General features: G+C 42.1%; 13 protein-coding genes, 1 tRNA gene and 1 CRISPR repeat array. Of the genes, 6 read left to right on the plus strand and 8 right to left on the minus strand.

Annotation, left to right across the window (positions count from 1 at the left end):
• The first annotated feature begins 118 nt into the window (after positions 1-118).
• Positions 119-742, plus strand: a complete 624-nt coding sequence (locus tag RM049_RS32265) for a hypothetical protein (protein WP_322707086.1) — start codon at positions 119-121, stop codon at positions 740-742.
• Positions 743-939: 197 nt separating this feature from the next.
• On the opposite strand, the gene RM049_RS32270 is transcribed toward RM049_RS32265, so the two are convergent.
• Positions 940-2973 (minus strand): GAF domain-containing sensor histidine kinase, encoded by a 2034-nt coding sequence (locus RM049_RS32270; protein ID WP_322707087.1) that lies wholly within the window; start codon positions 2971-2973, stop codon positions 940-942.
• Between the two features lie 94 nt (positions 2974-3067).
• On the opposite strand from RM049_RS32270, the gene cobN reads away from it, so the two are divergent.
• Together cobN and RM049_RS32280 are read left to right on the plus strand one after the other, a co-directional pair.
• Positions 3068-7177: a cobaltochelatase subunit CobN gene (gene cobN / locus RM049_RS32275; RefSeq protein ID WP_322707088.1), complete on the plus strand. Its 4110-nt coding sequence runs from the start codon at positions 3068-3070 to the stop codon at positions 7175-7177.
• A gap of 9 nt (positions 7178-7186) precedes the next feature.
• Positions 7187-8317, plus strand: a complete 1131-nt coding sequence (locus tag RM049_RS32280; protein ID WP_322707089.1) for a peptidoglycan-binding protein — start codon at positions 7187-7189, stop codon at positions 8315-8317.
• A gap of 131 nt (positions 8318-8448) precedes the next feature.
• Here the strand turns inward: RM049_RS32280 and RM049_RS32285 are convergent, their stop codons facing one another.
• From RM049_RS32285 to lipA, 4 genes are all read right to left on the minus strand, one after another.
• Positions 8449-8904 (minus strand): Fur family transcriptional regulator, encoded by a 456-nt coding sequence (locus RM049_RS32285; RefSeq protein WP_012407750.1) that lies wholly within the window; start codon positions 8902-8904, stop codon positions 8449-8451.
• 418 nt (positions 8905-9322) lie between these two features.
• A complete protein-coding gene (sigC, locus tag RM049_RS32290; protein WP_322674151.1) occupies positions 9323-10573 on the minus strand; it encodes an RNA polymerase sigma factor SigC in 1251 nt (416 codons plus the stop codon).
• Between the two features lie 704 nt (positions 10574-11277).
• Positions 11278-12213, minus strand: a complete 936-nt coding sequence (locus RM049_RS32295) for an NAD(P)H-dependent glycerol-3-phosphate dehydrogenase (RefSeq protein WP_322707092.1) — start codon at positions 12211-12213, stop codon at positions 11278-11280.
• A 24-nt stretch (positions 12214-12237) separates the two neighbouring features.
• Positions 12238-13122 carry a lipoyl synthase gene (gene lipA / locus RM049_RS32300; RefSeq protein WP_322707090.1) on the minus strand — a complete coding sequence of 295 codons (885 nt, stop codon included), beginning with the start codon at positions 13120-13122 and terminating at the stop codon, positions 12238-12240.
• A gap of 136 nt (positions 13123-13258) precedes the next feature.
• Between lipA and RM049_RS32305 the strand changes: the two genes are divergently transcribed.
• Positions 13259-13332 (plus strand) — tRNA-Pro (locus tag RM049_RS32305).
• 109 nt (positions 13333-13441) lie between these two features.
• Positions 13442-14556: a CRISPR direct-repeat array (repeat unit 37 nt; unit sequence GTTTCAATCCCTAATAGGGATTTTAGTTGATTGCGAT).
• Positions 14557-14809: 253 nt separating this feature from the next.
• On the opposite strand, the gene RM049_RS32310 is transcribed toward RM049_RS32305, so the two are convergent.
• Together RM049_RS32310 and RM049_RS32315 are read right to left on the minus strand one after the other, a co-directional pair.
• Entirely contained in the window at positions 14810-15577 is a 768-nt protein-coding gene (locus RM049_RS32310) for a circadian clock KaiB family protein (RefSeq protein WP_322691433.1), read from the minus strand.
• Positions 15578-15763: 186 nt separating this feature from the next.
• Positions 15764-17047 carry a type IV pilus twitching motility protein PilT gene (locus tag RM049_RS32315; protein WP_322674154.1) on the minus strand — a complete coding sequence of 428 codons (1284 nt, stop codon included), beginning with the start codon at positions 17045-17047 and terminating at the stop codon, positions 15764-15766.
• 731 nt (positions 17048-17778) lie between these two features.
• Between RM049_RS32315 and RM049_RS32320 the strand changes: the two genes are divergently transcribed.
• Positions 17779-18150 (plus strand): hypothetical protein, encoded by a 372-nt coding sequence (locus RM049_RS32320; protein ID WP_322674155.1) that lies wholly within the window; start codon positions 17779-17781, stop codon positions 18148-18150.
• Positions 18151-18410: 260 nt separating this feature from the next.
• Entirely contained in the window at positions 18411-19523 is a 1113-nt protein-coding gene (wecB, locus tag RM049_RS32325) for a non-hydrolyzing UDP-N-acetylglucosamine 2-epimerase (protein WP_322707091.1), read from the plus strand.
• Between the two features lie 121 nt (positions 19524-19644).
• Here the strand turns inward: wecB and RM049_RS32330 are convergent, their stop codons facing one another.
• Positions 19645-20235, minus strand: coding sequence for a peptidoglycan-binding domain-containing protein (locus tag RM049_RS32330; protein ID WP_322674157.1), 591 nt, complete (start codon positions 20233-20235; stop codon positions 19645-19647).
• Positions 20236-20425: the final 190 nt, after the last annotated feature.

Here is a 20425-nt window from a genome sequence, read left to right on the forward strand (position 1 = left end):
ACATCGCAGGAGCAATGTCCAAGGTCTGCATCAACTCATATCCACGTCAGCCACGCAAGCTTAACCCTCTTGTGTGACTGCAAGCAGATAGAGTTTTTAGAAAGTAGAGGTGTATCAAGTGAAGTTAGATCCTAATCAAAATTATACCTTTAGTAAGTATTTTGAAAATGGTTATTATTCAGAAGACTTAGCTGATTATTTCGGGTATAAGTTAGTTTTAGTTAATTTAATGTTACCACTATATCAAGGAGAGTTAGATAGGTTAGCTGAACTAAGAGATAGAATTACTGAAGTACTGCCTTATGTACCTTTAACTACGGAGTTGGCAAGAAGAGAAGTAATAATATCTAAGGTAGTCTTAGAGTTAATTCATTATACAAATGTTCAGATTAGAATTGAATTTTGCATCAAAGTTTCTAATCTACTTCAGGGAAATTTAGATTATCTAATTAGAACTTATCAAACAAATCAATTGTTAGTAGTTGAAGCTAAATATGAAGATTTAACTAGAGGATTCACTCAATTAGTTGCCGAAATGATAGCGTTAGATCAGTGGGAAGAATCTCCTGCAATTACAAAGCAACCTATTTTGATCGGTTCTGTAACTACAGGTAAGATATGGCAGTTTGCTAGATTAGATAGAGCAAACAAACATTTTGAATTAGCAATTAATAGTTATAGAGTTCCAGAAGATTTAGAAGAACTAATGCGAATTCTCCTAGCAGTCTTAAAATCAGAATAGGCGTTCTAGGAAGACATATTCAAAACACTAATATTTTCATAAACGCCAAAATTCACTAATTTGATTAGCTAATATATCGGTTTGCAATTGAGTCCAATACAGACCTAATCTTTAATCCTAACCCTTGTAGCGTTGGAGAGTAAAACTCCAAACTCCAAACTCCAAACTCCTAACTCCTAACTCCTAACTCCTAATTTCTAACTCCCCACTCTCATTGCCTGAGTTGGTATCCATACAGTAAAAATCGAGCCAATACTTACAGCTGATTCTACTTCAATTCGACCTCGATGGAGTTCCACGAGTTGTTTAGTTAAAGCTAGTCCAAGTCCAGTGCCTTCGTAGCGGCGGCGATAAGGTGTATCGAGTTGCTGAAATTTCTCAAACAGTAATGGTAATTGTTCTTCAGGAATGCCAATTCCGGTGTCTTCCACTTGAAAAATAGCAGTATTATCTTCCACCCAAAGACGTAAGGTAACGCTGCCACTTTTAGGGGTAAATTTAATCGCGTTAGTTAACAGATTCCAAAGAATTTGTTCTACTCGTTTGGCATCGGCGGTAAAGCGATCGCACCTGGGATCGATTTGCAAATCAAGTATAAGATTAATTTGCTCGCTCGTTGCTTTTTTTTGCAGCGACTTCACAGCATTCTCGGCAACATTCACCAAAGAAAATTCCGAAATATTTAAAGCTGTTTTACCAGCCTCGATTTGCGATAAATCGAGGATGTCATTAATCATTGCTAATAAATGTTCTCCACTGTCGTGGATGGTTTGCAGATAACCCCGTTGTCGTTGGCTCAATTCACCCAAAGGCCAGCGTAATAACGTTGAAGACATCCCAATCACATAAGTTAAAGGTGTGAGCAATTCATGACTGATAGTAGCGAGAAACTCACTTCTAATTCGGCTAGCAGCTTCGGCGGCGAGTAGAGCATCGCGTAGAGCCATTGTCCGCTCAATAACTCGTTGTTCGAGATTTTGTTTTTCTTGGGTGAGAGTTTGCATTAACTCAGCTTGGTGAATAGCGATCGCTAATTGTTCTGCGATCGCAACCAGCAAGCTTTTTTCGCTATCATTCCATTGGTATGGGCGATCGCACTGATGAGCAATCAGCAATCCCCACAGTTTGTCCTCAAACATTATCGGTGCAGCTAACTTAGCCCTAACTTGGCATTCCCTTAAAAAATTCAACAAACATTCTTCTAGAGCATAAGTTTTTTCGACATCATCCACAGCCAAGGTAAAACCTTGCTGATACTTCTCCCAACACTGAGAGGTTCGGATAAAGCAATTTTTTTCCGTGTAATTCAACACCGATGTAATAGCATTTGTAGCACGAGCTTCATAGACAATATAACCTCCATACTTTTGGCAGTCTCCTAGTAGAGGTTGATTATTTGTTGATATAAAAGGCGAGTATCGATCGTTGTTTTCGTGTATAGAAAAATAGATTTCGGTAGATTCCCTAACCGATAGTTCCATGTCTGTTGTCAGTGCCGTTTCATTGAAGGGAATAGTATCAGACTGGTATGGTTGAGTATTTACTTGAGAAGCTGCAAATTTATAAATTACTAATCTGTCTAATTCCAAAAACTCACGCACCTGTGTAATCGCCGTTGCCATAATGACCGGCAAATCTAGGCTTTTGCGGATCTGCGTTGTTACCTGGTTTAACAACCGCTCTTGGGAAATTTGTTTTTTTAAAGCATCTTCCACTGGCTGACAGATATAAACTGCTGGCCCAATTGGGCTTGGAGATGCTATTATTTCTTGGTTTGGCTGAGTTAGGAGATATTCTAATAACAACAGCGTGAATTGACTTTGGAGTGTGGCGTCATTGGGTTTAATAATTTGCTGATAGCGTTCGAGATTTTGGTGAGTATAAGAATCGCACTCAAACAAGTCTTTCAATTCGTAGACAAAAGAAGCGATCGCCTCCAAATTAAACGTCAACTGAGCATTGATTTCTGAGTAAATTCCTTGCCCCTCTATTTCCCTGCTTCCTTGCTCAAATGTTCCTACCAAAAGGGCGCTAAACTGCTCAGAAACCACTAATGTAAACCTTTGCCTTTGCCACTCCACAGGTATGTAAATCCGCGCCAACGTAGCTTCTGTCAGTATCAAAACGGCACTTCCCACCGTTTGAGCCATTTGTTCTAACAACTCCCCAAGCTGATTAAATACAACAATAGGCAAGGTTCGAGAAAAGCTCAAATCAGGAGAACTAAGCATTTTCAATCATTTTGGTAAGAGAGGGCACAATCCAGGGAAAAAAGTTTGTTTTGATTATGTACTAACCAATAACTTAAAACGGTAACACAGGATTATGCATCGTATAAGTAGCACATCAGGTGGATGGAATCAGTCAGAAGGTATAACTTTTTTAGAACAAACTCCCGCGCCTTTCGTCTTGATTACGGCTGCTGATACTGACATTCAAACCTTGGCAGCTGCGGTGACAAAATTACCTGCAAGCTTTCCTGCATTAAGAGTCGCCAACCTGTTGCAGTTGCAGCAACAATTAAGCATAGATACTTATGGCGAGCAAGTTTTGGAACTTGCCCAAGTAATTATTTTGCGCCTATTAGGAGGACGTTCTTACTGGGGTTATGGCTTAGAAGTAGTGCAAGAAATTGTGCAACGAAATGGTAGAACCCTCATTGTAATGCCAGGGGATGACGCTTTCGATCCCGATTTAATTTCCCAGTCTACCGTGCCTTTGGGTATTGTTAACCAGGTATGGCAGTATTTTAGCGAAGGCGGCGTGGAAAATTTCGTTAATGCTCTGCAATTTATCTCCGATAGTTGCTTATTAACTGCATATAATCCCCCATCACCTCAACCGATTCCGCGCGTGGGATTGTATGAGTGGGGAGTGGAGGGGCAGGGGAGCAGGGGGGCAGGGGAGCAGGGGAGCAGGGGAGAGTTAGAACTTCGTTCATCCACCTTTGAACTGGATGAATCCACCTCAGATACTCGTTCATCCACCTCAGAAGCTCAAGGCTTCCAATGCCCAATGCCCACTTGCCCTGAGCGAAGCCGAAGGGATGCCCCATGCCCCATGCCCAAAGTCGGCATCCTTTTCTACCGTGCTCATTATTTAGCGGGGAATACTAAAGTAATTGATGCTTTATGCGAAGCTTTGGTACAGAAAAATTTACAACCAGTGCCAGTATTTGTTTCTTCATTGCGTGAACCAGATGTGCAAGTTGAGTTGAGTGAATTTTTCCAACCTAAAGAAGCTGAATCAATTGCTGTGCTGCTAAATACCACTAGTTTTTCTCTAGCACGCTTGGAAAGCGAAACACCCCAAACCGAACTTTGGCAAAAATTAGATGTGCCTGTGTTGCAGGTGATCCTTAGTGGCGGAGCGATTGAGCAGTGGGAGTCACAGTTTCAAGGGCTTTCTCCCCGCGATATTGGGATGAATGTGGCGCTACCAGAAGTAGATGGGCGGATTATTACTCGTGCTGTGTCTTTTAAAGCATTGCAAACTCGTAATCCCCATTTAGAAACAGATGTGGTAATTTATGAACCAGTGAGCGATCGCATCGAGTTCGTTGCTAACCTAGCAGCAAATTGGGCGCGTCTACGTTCCAAACCACCCCAAGAACGTCGAATTGCCCTAATTCTGGCAAACTACCCCAACCGCAATGGCCGCCTCGCCAATGGTGTGGGACTCGACACCCCAGCTAGTTGTGTAGAAATCTTGCAAGCTTTACGTCAAGCTGGGTATGAAGTAGAAAATCCACCTGCTCAAGGAGACGAGTTGATTCAACGGCTGACAGATGGTGTAACCAACGATCCAGAAGGTAAAGAATGGCTTCCCGTACACCAAAGTGTTTCTTGGGAAGAATATCAAGAATATTTCGCTTCATTACCGCCAGCAGTTCAGCAAGGTATTAGTGAAAGGTGGGGAATAGGGCATGGGGCATGGGGCATGGGGCATGGGAAGAAGGGAGATGAAGATAATAACCAATCCCCAATCCCCATTTCTGGAATTAAACTCGGCAACATCTTCGTGGGAATTCAGCCTGCAAGGGGTTATGATAATGACCCCAGTTTGAATTATCATGCGCCGGATTTAGAACCAACCCATGCTTATTTAGCTTTCTACTATTGGGTTAGAGAAACTTTTGGTGCTGATGCTGTAGTTCATGTAGGAAAACACGGAAATCTAGAATGGCTACCGGGTAAAAGTGTGGCTTTATCGAGTAATTGTTATCCAGAAGTAGCTTTCGGCGCACTTCCCCACCTGTACCCATTTATTGTCAACGATCCTGGTGAAGGTTCCCAAGCCAAACGTCGCGCTCAAGCGGTGATTATAGATCACCTCACGCCGCCAATGACTCGCGCGGAACTCTACGGTTCTTTGCAACAGTTAGAAAATTTAATTGATGAGTATTATGAAGCCGACAGTTTAGATCCTTCGCGTTTGCCAGTAATTCGCGATCGCATCCGCGAACTGGTAGTCAAAGAAAATCTCCATCTAGATTTAGGAATCCAAAATGAAACAGAAATTTTTAATTCGGAATCTCTAGTTTTGAATTCCATCGGTGGCTATCTTTGTGAATTGAAAGAAGCCCAAATCCGCGATGGCTTGCATATTTTTGGGCAATGTCCCCAAGGACGGCAATTAAGGGATTTAATAGTAGCGATCGCTCGCATCCCCAATCGCCATTCTTCAGGTATTACCCGTGCGATCGCTCAAGATTGGGGACTAGACTTCGATCCCCTCACAGCCGATTTGTCAATGCCTAGCGGTGAATACTCAATAGTCAATGGCACAGAATGCCGTACCCTCGGTGATATCGTCGAAGTCCTAGAAGAACACGCCGCCCTTTTAGTAGAACAACTCATAACTCCTAACTCCTCACTCCTAACTCCTAACTCCCCACTTAACACTACCCTTAACTGGATACGCGATCGCCTCCTCCCAGCTTTACAACAAACCCACGAAGAAATCACCCATTTATTACACGGACTCGATGGCGGATATGTCCCCAGCGCTTCATCTGGCGCACCCACGCGCGGCCGCCCAGAAGTTCTACCAACAGGGAAAAACTTTTATTCTGTCGATATTCGCGCCATTCCCACCGAAACAGCTTGGGATATCGGGAGAAAAGCTGCTGAAACCCTCGTTGAATATTACACTCAAGAGCATGGCGAGTATCCCAAAACACTAGGTTTATCAATGTGGGGAACAGCCACCATGAGAACAGGCGGTGATGATATTGCTGAAGCCTTGGCTTTACTCGGAGTTCAACCTGTATGGGATGGTGCAGCGCGGCGAGTAGTGGATTTTGAAATTTTGCCCCTAGCGATTTTAGGGCGTCCCCGTGTAGATGTTACCTTGCGAATTTCGGGATTCTTCCGCGATGCTTTTCCCAACTTAATTGACTTATTCGATCAAGCAGTATCAGCAGTAGCAGATTTAGATGAACCGCCAGAACAAAATCCTCTAGCGGATGCAGTTCGCCAAGAAACTGAATTGTGGACAAACCAAGGATTAACTGTAGAAGAAGCAGTGGTGCGATCGCGCTATCGCATTTTTGGTTCTCGCCCAGGTGCTTACGGCGCTGGACTCCAAGGTTTAATCGAATCGCAAAACTGGACAGATGACGAAGATTTAGCCCGCGCCTACATTAACTGGAGTTCTTACGCCTACTCTTCGGAAAACTTGGCAGAGGAGCAGGGGAGCAGGGGAGCAGGGGAGCAAGGGAGCAGGGGAGCAGGGGAGCAGGGGAGCAGAGGAGCAGGGGAGCAGGGGAGCAGAGGAGCAGAAATTATTCCTAATCCCCAGTCCCCAATGCCCAATGCCCCATGCCCCATGCCCAATGCCCAGTCCCCAGTCCCCAATACCGAAGCCTTCAAACAACGCTTGTCCCAAATGCAAATAGTCCTGCACAATCAAGACAACCGCGAACACGATCTACTCGATTCTGATGATTATTACCAATTTCAGGGTGGCTTAACAGCAGCTGTGCGTTCTCTACAGGGAAAAAATCCCCAAACTTACTTTGGAGATAATTCTATACCCGCCCAACCACGCGTTCGTCAACTGAAAGCAGAAATTGCACGAGTGTATCGTTCTCGCGTAGTTAATCCCAAGTGGATTGCAGGAGTAATGCGCCACGGATACAAAGGTGCTTTTGAAATGGCGGCCACGGTAGATTATCTATTCGCCTACGATGCAACCGCAAAATGTGCTGAAGATTACATGTATCAAGGCATAGTAGATGCTTATTTACTCGATCCAGTTGTTGTAGAATTTATTCAGCAAAATAACCCTTACGCACTGCGTGATATTGCTGAAAAATTATTAGAAGCACACAAGCGCAATTTATGGGAGGATGTAAATATAGGAACATTAGAAGCTTTGAGGAACCTAGTACATCAAGCTGAAGCAGTTATCGAAGAAAAATCAATGGTGTAGGAAACAAATATGGAGAATCTTGCGTATTTGCACCTAGCTTTCGCCTACGAAGACAGCACACCCAGTGAATTGGTCTCCCTCAGTTCCTTGTTTAAGGACGCAGCTGCACCAGACTGGAAAAGGCTTTCAGGTAGGGCTTGGAAGTATATGTTGCCCCTTGCTCTGTCTTTATCTATTCTTGGCGCTGTCAGCAGCGTCATGGCACTAGAAAAAGGCGATCGAGGCCCTTCTGTCAGAAATCTACAACAAAAATTGCGAACAGCAGGTTTTTACCAATCTTCTGTTACCCAAGTATATGACGCACCCACCCAAGAAGCTGTACGGCGCTTTCAAAAGGCCGCTGGTTTACCAGTTGACGGCATTGTTGGAACAAGCACTCTGCAAAAATTAGAAAGTTGGCAAGCGAAAAAGCCTACAACTAGGGCTACACAAGCTCAAAGAACTACTGCTGTAAGCGCACAAGCGAAAAAGTCCAGCACTACTAGTTCAGCCACCAGCAAACGCCGCAATCCTAACTACCTTGCTAAGGGGGATGAAGGTGAAGATGTCAGAGCTTTACAGGAACGGTTAAGAATCGCAGGCTTTTATTACGGAAACGCCACAGGCATATTTGGCCCAATTACCGAAGAATCTGTCAAGCGGTTCCAAGATTCTTACAAATTAAGCGTTGACGGTGTTGTTGGCCCAGCAACATTAGCTAAATTGCCAGAAACTGGCATTGGTGATGGAGAAGAGGCTCCCAAAAAGGTAGTCAATCGAGACAAACTTCGTGTAGGCGATCGCGGTGAGCCAGTTAGAATTGTTCAAGAACAATTGATCCAAGCAGGATATTTAGAGGGAGAGCCAAATGGCTACTATGGCCCTTACACTGCTGATGCTGTAAAGAGATTTCAGGCGGCTAATTTCTTAGCAGCAAGTGGTGTTGCTGGCCCAACTACGCGAGCTAAGTTATATAGCTCAGTTAATACTACTAGCAAAAGCGAATTTAATACCTTAGAAATTCAAACCCGACTCCGGGAACGGGGTTTTTATAAAGGCAAGCTCAATGGTGTGATGGCAGATGACACCAAAAAAGCGATTAAACAAGCCCAAGAATTCTACGGGATTAGTCTTAAGGATCTTAAGAGCGGACGCTTTTAACATCCGCTTTGGTGTCTTTAGTATCAGTTCCCAACTGGTTGCTTGCCTCCAGTAACAGCAAATTACGAACTGCTCAGATTCCATTTATTTGGTTAATTTGAGTAGTTTCGTCTTATTTATCCACCCAAGTGCTAAAGCGGCATCAGCGCCCGTTGGCACTTGGGACACACTGCATGGATGGTCATTTGACAATCTAAGAGGTGAAAACCTTCTTTTTGAGCGGTTTTTGACCCAATTTTTAAAATTGAATCATTTTTAAACTCAATAGTTGAGTTGCATCGAACACAAATTAAGTGATGGTGATGGTGGGGATAGGGCTGGTTGATCTCATAATGCTTATGTCCCTCACCCAATTCTAATTCTCGTAAAATTCCCATCCTTGCCATCAACTTCAAAGTCCGATAAATAGTTGACAGACTGATCCCTTCACCATCAGTTTCGAGCCGATGATAAAGATCCTCCGCACTCAGATGTTCTCCTTGCGGAAGTTCTTGAAAAATGTGTAAAATTGTTTCGCGCTGGGGAGTTAAACGCCAGCCTCGTTCGTTCAGTTCTGCCTTGAGTGAAGTAGTTGTGTAGACAGTCATACTAATAGTTCTCAACAAAGCTTGTTAGTTGAGAATATAACAAATCTTGGGAGCAATTTGCAACAATCATTGCTTATTGAGAACTCTTACTAAATATTTAAGAACAATTCATCAAATCTTGAGCAAAATTCAAGTAATTAGCTGTAGTGCATTTAATTTGCATACAGCTAATAGTTAGGATACTTGTAACGATTGCATCCCTTGACTTTGGATTTTGCATAAGTTAAATTTGAATTCTTAGTTGCTCCCCACCTTCAAGATATCTGAGCAAAGATTGGGGACAACTTTTATACAGTTTAATGCTAATTATTTGCTGTAAGCCAATAAAAGGCTTTTGACCTGGGAATAAAATCACCCTTTTGTCCCTAGTCATTTGTCAAGTGTAATTTTCTAATGACAAATGACTAATGACAAATGACTAACTCAGAGACTCCAAATAGTCGCGGATGAGGTTGCGGCGCTTGGGTTGACGTAGCTTTTGCAAAGCCTTAGATTCAATTTGGCGGACTCGTTCGCGCGATAAGTCAAGAGCGCGGCCAATTTCTGCCAAAGAATAAGGATGACCATCTGCCAAACCAAACCGCATCAGAATTACATCGCGCTCCCGACTAGTCAAATCTGATAGAAGATGATGCAAATCTCTTTGTAAAGATTCTCGCATTAACATCTCTTCTGGAGTTACACTGTCAGTTTCGAGTAATTCGCCTAACTCAGTGTCTTTATCTTTTCCTACTTTGGTTTCCAAAGAAACGGAGCGAGGAACCCGCAACAAAACTTCTCGGACTTGGGTCGGTGTCATCTCTAACTCTGTTGCTAAATCTTCTAGAGTTGGGGTGCGACCTTTTTCTTGAGCTATTTTGCGTTGGGCTTTTTTGATTTTGTTTAACTTTTCGGTAATATGGACAGGAAGGCGGATCGTGCGACTAGAAGTAGCGATCGCCCGTGTAATACCCTGACGAATCCACCAGTAAGCATAGGTACTGAAGCGATAACCCTTAGTTGGGTCAAATTTTTCTACAGCCCGCTCCAAACCTAATGTACCTTCTTGGACTAAATCTAACAATTCCAAACCACGATTTTGATACTTCTTAGCAACAGACACAACTAAGCGAAGATTCGCTTTAATCATGTGTTCTTTTGCTTGGAGTCCTTGGGATTGGACTTGCTCCAACTCTTCTACAGTCAACTTAGCGATTTCAGCCCAGCGACGTTTCCCATTTGCCAAAATCGGTCTGAGATCGGATAAAATTATGTCAGCAGTGGCAGCCCATCTTTCCAAAGACGGGCGATGTCCTAGTTCCGAGGTTAGACGTTCTTGAACTTCAACTAACCTTAGATAGGGTGTAATCACTTCATCCCCTTGCTTTGCGGCGTTAGCAAGTACTATCCGCATCCGCAAGTAGCGTTGGACTTTTTGAGCTTCTGAAACCTCTTCATCACGCCCCAACAAGCGAACCCGACCAATTTCTTGAAGATATAGACGTACTAGGTCTGTACTCCGACGGTTGGTGCTAGCAGCAAAGTTAGCATTGTCTACAGTTGCCAGTTCTAGCTCCTGTAGGTCATCTACCGATAACTCACTGTCATCAACCGTGAGATCCGAGTCCAAAGCCTGGCTAGACTTTTTGGTGTTGTAGGGGGCGTCTGCATAAAAAGATGTTGCTGGCATAAAGATCGTCTCAATGGCTCCAGGTAACAATAGATTTCGGTCAGCTTAGATTACGGTCAGCTATTCAACTGTTGCTATTGTTCCCGCGATTAACGATGAACTAACATGGTTGAACGTTCCCTTACAATTTTTTTTAGAAATTAACTGTAAGGGTTTTATTGGATACAGAATTACTGAACTTAATCGGCTGCTAAACTTTTGATTAAACCAATAGCTATTTAAATCCACAGCTAGGTTTGCAATATTTGAACTACTTAGTTAATATTTCAACCTTGATGGTTTTTTGATAGTAACTTTTGTAACACAGTATAAACATCCTTCAGTGAATGTCATCTTTATAATTGGCATAGTCACATTTACATGGGTGCAAAAGTAATATCCTGACGATTTAGCAATTTTTTCTCAGGATTATTCAGGTATAAGTAGAACTAATAGATATCGGGAAAGTGATTAGCATTAACGGCGAAAATTCTCTCGACACGGAGATAGAAGATGCGGATAAATTATCAAACACCCTCTTTGTGTACCTACGTCGTTTTGTATGTCAGTCTGAAAGTGCCAATTTCAAATTGACAGACTACTAACTAGTAGTCCATCAAGCTAAGGAAAGCTTGTTATGTAGTAAGCACTTCAGTGCTTAATATAAGGACTAAAGTCCTTACTACTAACTTATTTAGCTATAAGTTGATTTGACAGACCACTAACTAGTAGTTGTACTCTGGCTTGATATCTCGCAACATCAGTTCATCAAGTGCTTGTCGGGGTGTGATTTCGCCTTGAAGTAATCGATAAACTTGCTCGGTAATTGGGACTGCGATGTTTTGTTGGTTGGCTCGTTGCATCAAAACTCGGCAAGTATTTACTCCTTCAGCAGTTCCTTGTAAATTGGCGAGAGTTTCTGTAAGTGACTTACCGCCAGCTAGCTGATAGCCGACTTGGTAATTGCGACTTAAGGGACTGTTGCACGTTGCTAACAAATCTCCTAGACCCGATAAACCATAAAATGTTTCCGTCTTAGCGCCCCAGTTGTTGCCGATGCGAACCATTTCTGTAAGTCCACGGGTAACTAAAGCAGCTTTGGCATTGGTTCCCAGATGTAAACCATCGCATACACCAGCTGCGATCGCAATCACATTTTTCAGTGTTCCTCCCAGTTCTACCCCCAAGGGATCGGGATTCGTATATACCCGGAAACGATGAGAAGAAAATACTAACTGCACTACTTCCGCAGCCGTGGGGATGTTACTGGCTACCACCGTGGCTGCTGGTAATTCCATTTGAATTTCTTTTGATAAATTAGGCCCAGATAAAACAACCACTGGATGGTTAGGGAATATTGTTTGCCAAATTTGTGAAGGTGTACAGGTGGTTTGGGGATCTAAGCCTTTCGTCGCCGTCACAAAAATTGTCTCTGGAGAAAGGGGGAAAGACTCAACTTCAGAAGCAACACCTCTCACACCAATCATTGAGATAGCGGACAGGATTATTTGAGCATCTTTTAAAACTGCTTGAAGAGTTTGGGAACCTTGACGCGACCACACGCGCACCTGATGACCATTTGCAGCAGCAAGATTTGCCAGAGATGCACCCCAAGCACCCGCACCCAGAATTGCAACGGAAAGTTTTGTGTTGGAGTACATCTGCTCACTCATAACTCCTAATTCCTAACTCCTAACTTTTGAGCGTGGGTAGCGTTCCATCAACTCCCTGACTTGTTCTGCATGATAAGAGCTTCTTGTCAATGGCGAAGAAACAACTTGTAAAAATCCGATTTTTTCTCCGAATGCCTTCCAATCAGCAAATTGTTCTGGATTGACAAATTCGTTTACTTGCAAGTGTTTTTGACTGGGTTGGAGATATTGCCCAATGGTCAAAATGTCGCAATCGACAGTTCGCAAGTCTTGCATAACTTGGCGAATTTCTGTGTCAGTTTCACCGAGTCCAACCATGATCCCGGATTTAGTGTATGTGCTAGGAGAAAGTTGGCGAGTGCGTTGCAATAATTCTAATGTGCGATCGTAGTTTCCTTGGGGACGCACCCGGCGATATAGGCGTGGAACAGTTTCAGTATTGTGGTTTAATACCTCTGGTGCAGCCTGTAGAATTAACTCCAGAGCATTCCAATTACCGCATAAGTCAGGAATTAGCACCTCAATTGTGGTGTTGGGTGAAACAGAGTTAACTGCATCAATACACGCCATAAACTGAGATGCACCACCATCAAGCAAGTCATCTCGGTTGACAGAAGTGATGACTACATGATTAAGGTTCAGGCGGCGAACAGCTTCCGCTAGTCGTTTAGGTTCTGTGGGGTCTAGTGGTTTGGGTTTTTTCTCAAAATCAATATCGCAGTAGGGACAAGCGCGTGTACAAGCGGGGCCCATAATCAAAAACGTGGCAGTCCCAGCATTGAAGCATTCACCAATATTCGGACAGGACGCTTCCTCGCAAACTGTATTGAGGGCTAAATCCCGCAAAATTTCTTTAACGTTACCGATGCGTTCACGCTGAGGTGCTTTCACCCGCAACCAGTCTGGTTTTACAGTCACAATCCGCTTTTACCACTAGAGTTATACAAACTTAATCCTAGCAAGCAAAGTCTTTGATGAAGCGATCGTATATAGATGTAATTCTGCTATTTAGTGCAGGTTATGATATTCTTAATTTACAATGCCATTTTTATGGCGGGATGTGGCGCAGCTTGGTAGCGCACTTCGTTCGGGACGAAGGGGCCGCTGGTTCGAATCCAGTCATCCCGATTTTTTGATGTAGAGCGACAAATTATTTGTCGAATGCTCCTCTATTAACTTAAATATAGCTGACTTTCTTTGAGTCTAAAAAATACCGCCCGAAGTCGTGTACTTAAAGGTTTCAATTCCTAATAGGGATTTTAGTTGATTGCGATATTACCTAATGGTAAAAAACCAGTATGCACTCTCCTATGTTTCAATCCCTAATAGGGATTTTAGTTGATTGCGATTTTCCCAGGAATGCCATACAGTCACATGAAGTTTAGTTTCAATCCCTAATAGGGATTTTAGTTGATTGCGATTTTCCTAATCTAGCTGCGTTGATTCCTAGTGTTTGTTTCAATCCCTAATAGGGATTTTAGTTGATTGCGATTAGTCTTTTCTCGTTTCCAAAGCCAGCATAAAAGTTTCAATCCCTAATAGGGATTTTAGTTGATTGCGATATTGCACTGCGACGATTTAGCAAGTTCCACAAGAAGTTTCAATCCCTAATAGGGATTTTAGTTGATTGCGATTGGCACGATTTATTACAAAGCACTTTCAGAAGGGTTTCAATCCCTAATAGGGATTTTAGTTGATTGCGATTCACAATGTCAGCGCGATCGCCTGCATTGCCTATGCGTTTCAATCCCTAATAGGGATTTTAGTTGATTGCGATTTTTGTTGCTTTTGTTGGATAATCGTTGTTGTTTAGTTTCAATCCCTAATAGGGATTTTAGTTGATTGCGATGCTCACTTTTAGCGTATTTGAGGTTTATTAGGTTGTTTCAATCCCTAATAGGGATTTTAGTTGATTGCGATCCTCAAACTGTAATGATTCTACATGATGCAGTAGTTTCAATCCCTAATAGGGATTTTAGTTGATTGCGATGCTTCTGTTAGCAGAATCTTAAGCATAAAAAATCTGTTTCAATCCCTAATAGGGATTTTAGTTGATTGCGATCTATCATTAATAGACTCTAAAAGTAGTACAACTGGTTTCAATCCCTAATAGGGATTTTAGTTGATTGCGATAAGAGATGCAATAATTAATGGTTTATCTTCTAATGTTTCAATCCCTAATAGGGATTTTAGTTGATTGCGATTATAGGGGTAATTGCACGAATAAATTCTGGGTTAGTTTCAATCCCTAATAGGGATTTTAGTTGATTGCGATTCGCTCGATCGCCTTTGTTCCAATCACCCCAAATTATTTTGTTTCAATCCCTAATAGGGATTTTAGTTGATTGCGATGCAGGCGTCTGAAAGCCCTGTGTTATTTTGTTTTCAAGGTTCAACAGCGCGAATGCGAAAATCATAACATAAGGATTGGGAATTGTGCTAACTGTAAATAGCTGAAAGTCAGTTTATACGAGGTGCGCGGATGGTTTTAAGATGCTAAAGCTCTCAAATTCTTGCAGATAAAGCAATCTAGCCATTTTTGTACTAACCCTTTCACCAACACCTACCCATTCGCGCACTTATCAAAAAAACTAGTCTAAATTACTTAAAAGTTTTCCTTAACAGCTAACATCTGTAAAATCTTTTCTACACGATCCAACTCTCCAACGATGCGCCGAATTGGATGAGGCCAAACCTTGACAAGGGTAGGAGTTGCAGAAACCTGATTTAGTTCTGCTTGTTCTGGATGGCTTAAAACATCAATCACCTTCAAAGTATAAGGGTGTTTGAGCGATCGCTCTAACAATTCGTGTAAATTTTGCAGAATGCGTTCAGTAGAACTGCTATGTCCGGCAACAAATAAGCGGAGAACATAGCCTTGGGTAATGGCTTCTTTTTTTTGTACTATTACTGGTTGGTGATATTTTGGCACAGGTTCAGAAAGGTCTAGACGGACAATTAAATCGTGATCCTCCCAAAGCTGTCTAAATGACGAACGATAGGTTGTTAACACCATGCGATCGCACAATCCCTCTTGCCAAGGAGCTGCTTGCCATACTAATTCCCCTGTGCCAAAAACAGCATTAAGCAAAGCTTGATGTCTAATTACAGCCGGATAAGCTTCAGCAAAAGTTCGCACTTGTTGAGTGCGCGGATCTAACCAATTGTCAATAGTTGCAGTATAACAAGGCACTAAAAAGTGTGGTGGCTCTGGTAAATCTAGAATTTCTTGCAAAGCCGAGCATAAATGCAAATGCCATCGACCTTGCTTGCTAGGGTCGATGCAGTAAATTAAATCTCCTCCAGGTGTAAATAGGGCAATGCCTTTAAACAATTGGGGTGTAGATAGTTTATTTGTCGTCAAGTTATTCACAGAGGTTAGGAAGCTAAAAGTAAAAAATTCTCTCTTTACCTTTTACCTTAGCTATAACCGCAACCAGGATAACAAAGATATTTGGGAGTGGAAAGTGGGGAGTGGGGATGAGGGAGATGAGGGAGAATATTGAACAAGTCTTTTCTCCATGCCCAATGCCCCATGCCCCATGCCCAATTCCCAATCCTAAACTCGACCTCGGAGAAACTGCGCCATTTCGTTAGGAGTTGGTGACATTTCCAAAGCAGTTTCTTCAGTAATGCGACCATCTTGATAGAGATTCAGCAATGACTGATTCATCGTAATCATGCCGTCAAAGCCAGCTTGTTTCATCAGCTCGCCAATTTCATCATACTTACCGTCTTTGATCCATTCTTTAATTGCCTCAGTATTGATCAGCACGTCGTGGAAAGCAGCCCGCTTACCGTCAGTTGTGCGACATAAACCTTGAGCAATTACTGCCACTAAAGACTCAGAAATCGCCACCCGCATTGCATCTTGCTCATCACCAGAATAGAGGTTGAGAATCCGTTCAATGGTTTTGACCGCGCTATTGGTGTGCAAAGTTCCCATGACTAAGTGACCAGTCTGAGCGGCTTTTAGGGCGGTGTTAACGGTTTCCTTGTCCCGCATTTCCCCTACCAGAATCAAATCTGGGTCTTCCCGCAAAGCTGCTTTCAAAGCGTTGTCAAATTTCCGGGTATGCATTCCCACTTCCCGCTGTTTGACTAAGGACTTGCGGCTTTGATGGACAAATTCTATCGGGTCTTCAATGGTAATGATATGCTTGGCCATCTCCTTATTGATGTAGTCAATCATCGCTGCCATTGTAGTGGACTTACCAGAACCAGTGGGCCCTGTTACCAAAATTAAACCTTTATGGTGATGGCAAATATCCCGAAAAATCGGAGGTAATCTCAACTGTTCCATAGTTAAGATTTTTAGCGGAATCAACCGCAACACCATTGCAGGCCCTTTGAGGGAGCCAAAAACATTAATCCGCACGCGAGCAAATTCGTATTGAGTTGCTCCGTCAAATTCTAAGGATTCTTCAAAGCGCTGAATTTCTCCCTCAGTCATCACCTCCCGCAACCAACTCATAAAAGTTTCTTTATCTGTTTCTGGATAATCTCCTGATTGAATTTCTCCTCGGCTGCGGAAGCGGGGTGGTTCACCCACACCCAAGTGCAAGTCAGAATATCCCTGATCGTAAGCTTCTCTGATTAACTTTTCTAAAGTTAGTTCTGGACTGCTGTTTTGAGGGCGAACTGAACTAGGTATTGGCGGTGGACTAGCTGGACGATGACCTGCAACAGGCGCATTAGTGCCCCTATCCATTGACATATCGAGTGTTTGTGTCATCTGTCGCTGCGTACTAAAGGTTGGGGCTGGCGGTGGAGGCGGCGGCATTGGTGGTAAATTACGTCCGGCAGCAGAGTTAGAATTTAATGGAGACTGTGATTCTGTCATATATCTTCACATTTGGCAGTTAAAAAGTTGAATTCACGAGAAGTAAAGTCACTTGCTTTGATGACTTTTGGAGAATGCTTGTCTGCAAGCCTTAGCGGTGATAAAAGGTGATTGAAACTCTAGAACCACGGTCAATCTATTTCATCCACCTCAATTGGTATCTTTTATTTCCTAAGATTTCAATACTCAGAATATTTAGATAGATTATTTAACCTATCTAAACTGGTTTAACACACGCAAGTACTTAAAAGACCTCAGAAAATACACATAGGTTAGAAAGTAAGATTTAATGCTTTTATTTTTAAAGTAAATATTCTCATGACTTAGATGAGAAATTTATCCCAGGCATGGGCACGAATTGCTAGCAATTAACAGTACAAATACTAGCAGTTCATTTATTCAGCCCGTCTAGGAATTATGAGAAAGACTACTAGTTTTTATAAGAAATGTTAAGTTGAATCGGAGCGATCGCTTGGGGATCGAGGTTTAAAGCTCATACCTTTTAGGTTCTATACCTGAAGGTAGATGCAGTAAACAACTTTTTCTCATAGATATAAAATTGACTTTATATCCATAATTACAAAAAATTAACTGTAAACTTTAGTAAATAAATGCTCATTTTCCCAATTAGTTTTTATATACTGAATTTCACTGAGACAATTCAGTTTACTCGCAAAAAAGTGAGATATTACTGAAATTAAAATCTGTTGTGTATTTTGGGAGGAAAAGTCATGGTTTCTGCTCAAAGCTCTAATCAAGGAAAGACCTACTCCTTGTTGATGATTAAAAGCTTTTTAATATGGACTTTTACATTAGCAGTATGTTTGTTGGTTGTGGGTTTTCCACTAGTTGTCTTAATGGCTACGGTCGGATGTCTGTTGTCGATTATCTTGCAATCTGTGATGCCTGTTAGTGCGGTTTTGCTTGTAGCAGGCGCTCTAATAATGTTTAATGTCATGGCAGTTGTATTGGCTGCGGGTGTGCTAACCGTTAAGGGAGTTCATCCTAGTGAAATTAAATGGTTAAGCTGGCTGCATGGAGAGGCAGACCAAATGCAGGCTACTGTTTACGCTGCTTGCCCTCTAACTTGTGAAATTAAATAGTTATTACAGGTTAATTAGACAAACAGTGCGTCTGCCCGGTTAAGCCGGGTTTTTTCATGGTTTTTATAATGTGAACTTTTAAATAGTTATTACAGCTTAATTAAACAAATAATGCATTTGTCAAGTTAAGCCGATTTTTTTATATCTTGTGTGATTTATCCATTAATATTTATGGTTTATGTGAGGATTGACCGCCGACTATTGACCATAGAGCATTGACTATAGACCATTGACTATAGATGGTAAATTACAGATAACTAATGACTAATCAAAAACGCGTTTGCATTATCTTAGGTACTCGCCCGGAAGCAATTAAACTCGCTCCAGTGATTCAGGTTTTCCAGAAGTCTTCAGAATTTCAGTTGCAAGTAATTTTAACTGGACAACATCGGGAGATGGTTGAGCAGGTTATGCAACTGTTTAATATCAAGTCGGATTATAACTTGGAAATTATGCAGGTTCAGCAATCTCTAAATGATATTACCTGCCGTAGTTTACAAGGATTAGAAGCATTATTTAAGGCGGAAAAACCAGATTTAGTAATCGTGCAAGGAGATACTACCACTGCTTTTGCCGCAGCTTTGGCAGCTTTTTATCAAAAAATTCCTATTGGTCATGTAGAAGCAGGGTTAAGAACTGATGATATCTTCAATCCTTACCCAGAAGAAGCTAATCGCCGATTGATTTCTCAAATTACTCAGTTGCACTTTGCGCCGACTCCTTGGGCTGTGGAAAATTTGCACCGTTCTGGTGTTTTGGGTGAAATTCACATGACAGGTAACACTGTAATTGATGCATTGTTAAATGTCGCTGCAACCCAAGTAGTTTGCGATGTCCCAGGCTTAAACTGGGAATCACATCGGGTTTTATTAGCAACAGTTCATCGTCGAGAGAATTGGGGAGAACCTCTGTTAGCGATCGCTCAAAGCTTTTTACAAATTTTAGACAAGTTTCCTGATACAGCTTTGCTCTTACCATTACACCGAAATCCGACAGTGCGAGTCCCGTTGCAGGAACTTTTAGGGAATCATCCTCGAATTTTCTTGACAGATCCTCTAGATTATGGGGAATTGGTAGGAGCAATTGGGCGATCGCATCTTTTACTCACTGACTCTGGAGGCTTGCAAGAAGAAGCTCCCAGCTTGGGAAAACCAGTACTAGTTTTGAGAGACACTACCGAAAGACCAGAGGCTGTGGTAGCCGGTACAGCCAAACTTGTTGGCACTACGACTGAGAACATTGTTGCAGCCGCTGCTGAATTACTCAGTGACTCAGATGCTTATGAAGCGATGGCAAACGCAATCAATCCCTTTGGGGATGGTCATGCAGCAGAGCGCATTTTGCAGATTGTCCAAAATTACATTCATGGGTAAGCAAGTTCGTAGTAAGGACTTTAGTCCTTATTTTCTAAGCACTAAAGTGCTTACTACAAACCCTGAAAACTAGTTTGACAATATTTACCGAACCACGAGATATTCCAAGGGTAGCTTCTGGTTAAATACCCAGAGCCGATCGAGTTTCGGGGCCTACAACACCATCTACAAGTAGACCTTTGCTTTGCTGAAAGCTTCGGACTCGGCTAACAGTTTCTTGACCGTAAATTCCATCAATTCTAAGATTACCTAAAGCTGTTTGCACGTCTCTGACGAGCTGACCTTTTGAACCAGGAGTAAGAATCACCGAACCGCCAACACCGCCAGGTCTAGTCACAGGAGGATTGTTAGGTCTATTACCAATCCATCGCGCAAAAACGTATCTACCTGTAGAAAGTCTGGCAAAACCATTTTCATATCGTTCAATTGCTGGAAGTGTTGCACCATTTGGTACACAGTCCACATACGAGTAGTTGCTGCTTGGGCCGGTACGGACACGTAAACAACTGCCGTTAGTCTTTACATAGGCAGCCGAACTTACTTGAATTTGAGTTACAACAGCAAATAATACACCGACACCAGCAAAAGTTAACCAAGCCGAAGATTTAAGCAGTTTTTTCCAATTGAATTGAGGTTGAGGAAGATGATACTTAGTGTTTCCAGATGCCTCTTCTTGAGCAATAAACATCTGAGAATAAGCAAGATATTCCATAATGCACTCCTTAATATGAAAAAATGAGTACTTCCAGAGAATTACTTGGTCGTTCTCTGTATTTATTCTTAGTATATTTTATATCACTGTATTTTAAAAAGTTTTTTATTGATAGCGAAATTAATAAAAAATAAAATAGGACTCATATTTGATTTTTGAAAAAAACTCAGTACAGCTTTATTCCTTCTTC

The sequence above is a fragment of the Nostoc sp. DedQUE04 genome (assembly GCF_034530995.1).
Classification (GTDB): Bacteria; Cyanobacteriota; Cyanobacteriia; order Cyanobacteriales; family Nostocaceae; genus Nostoc.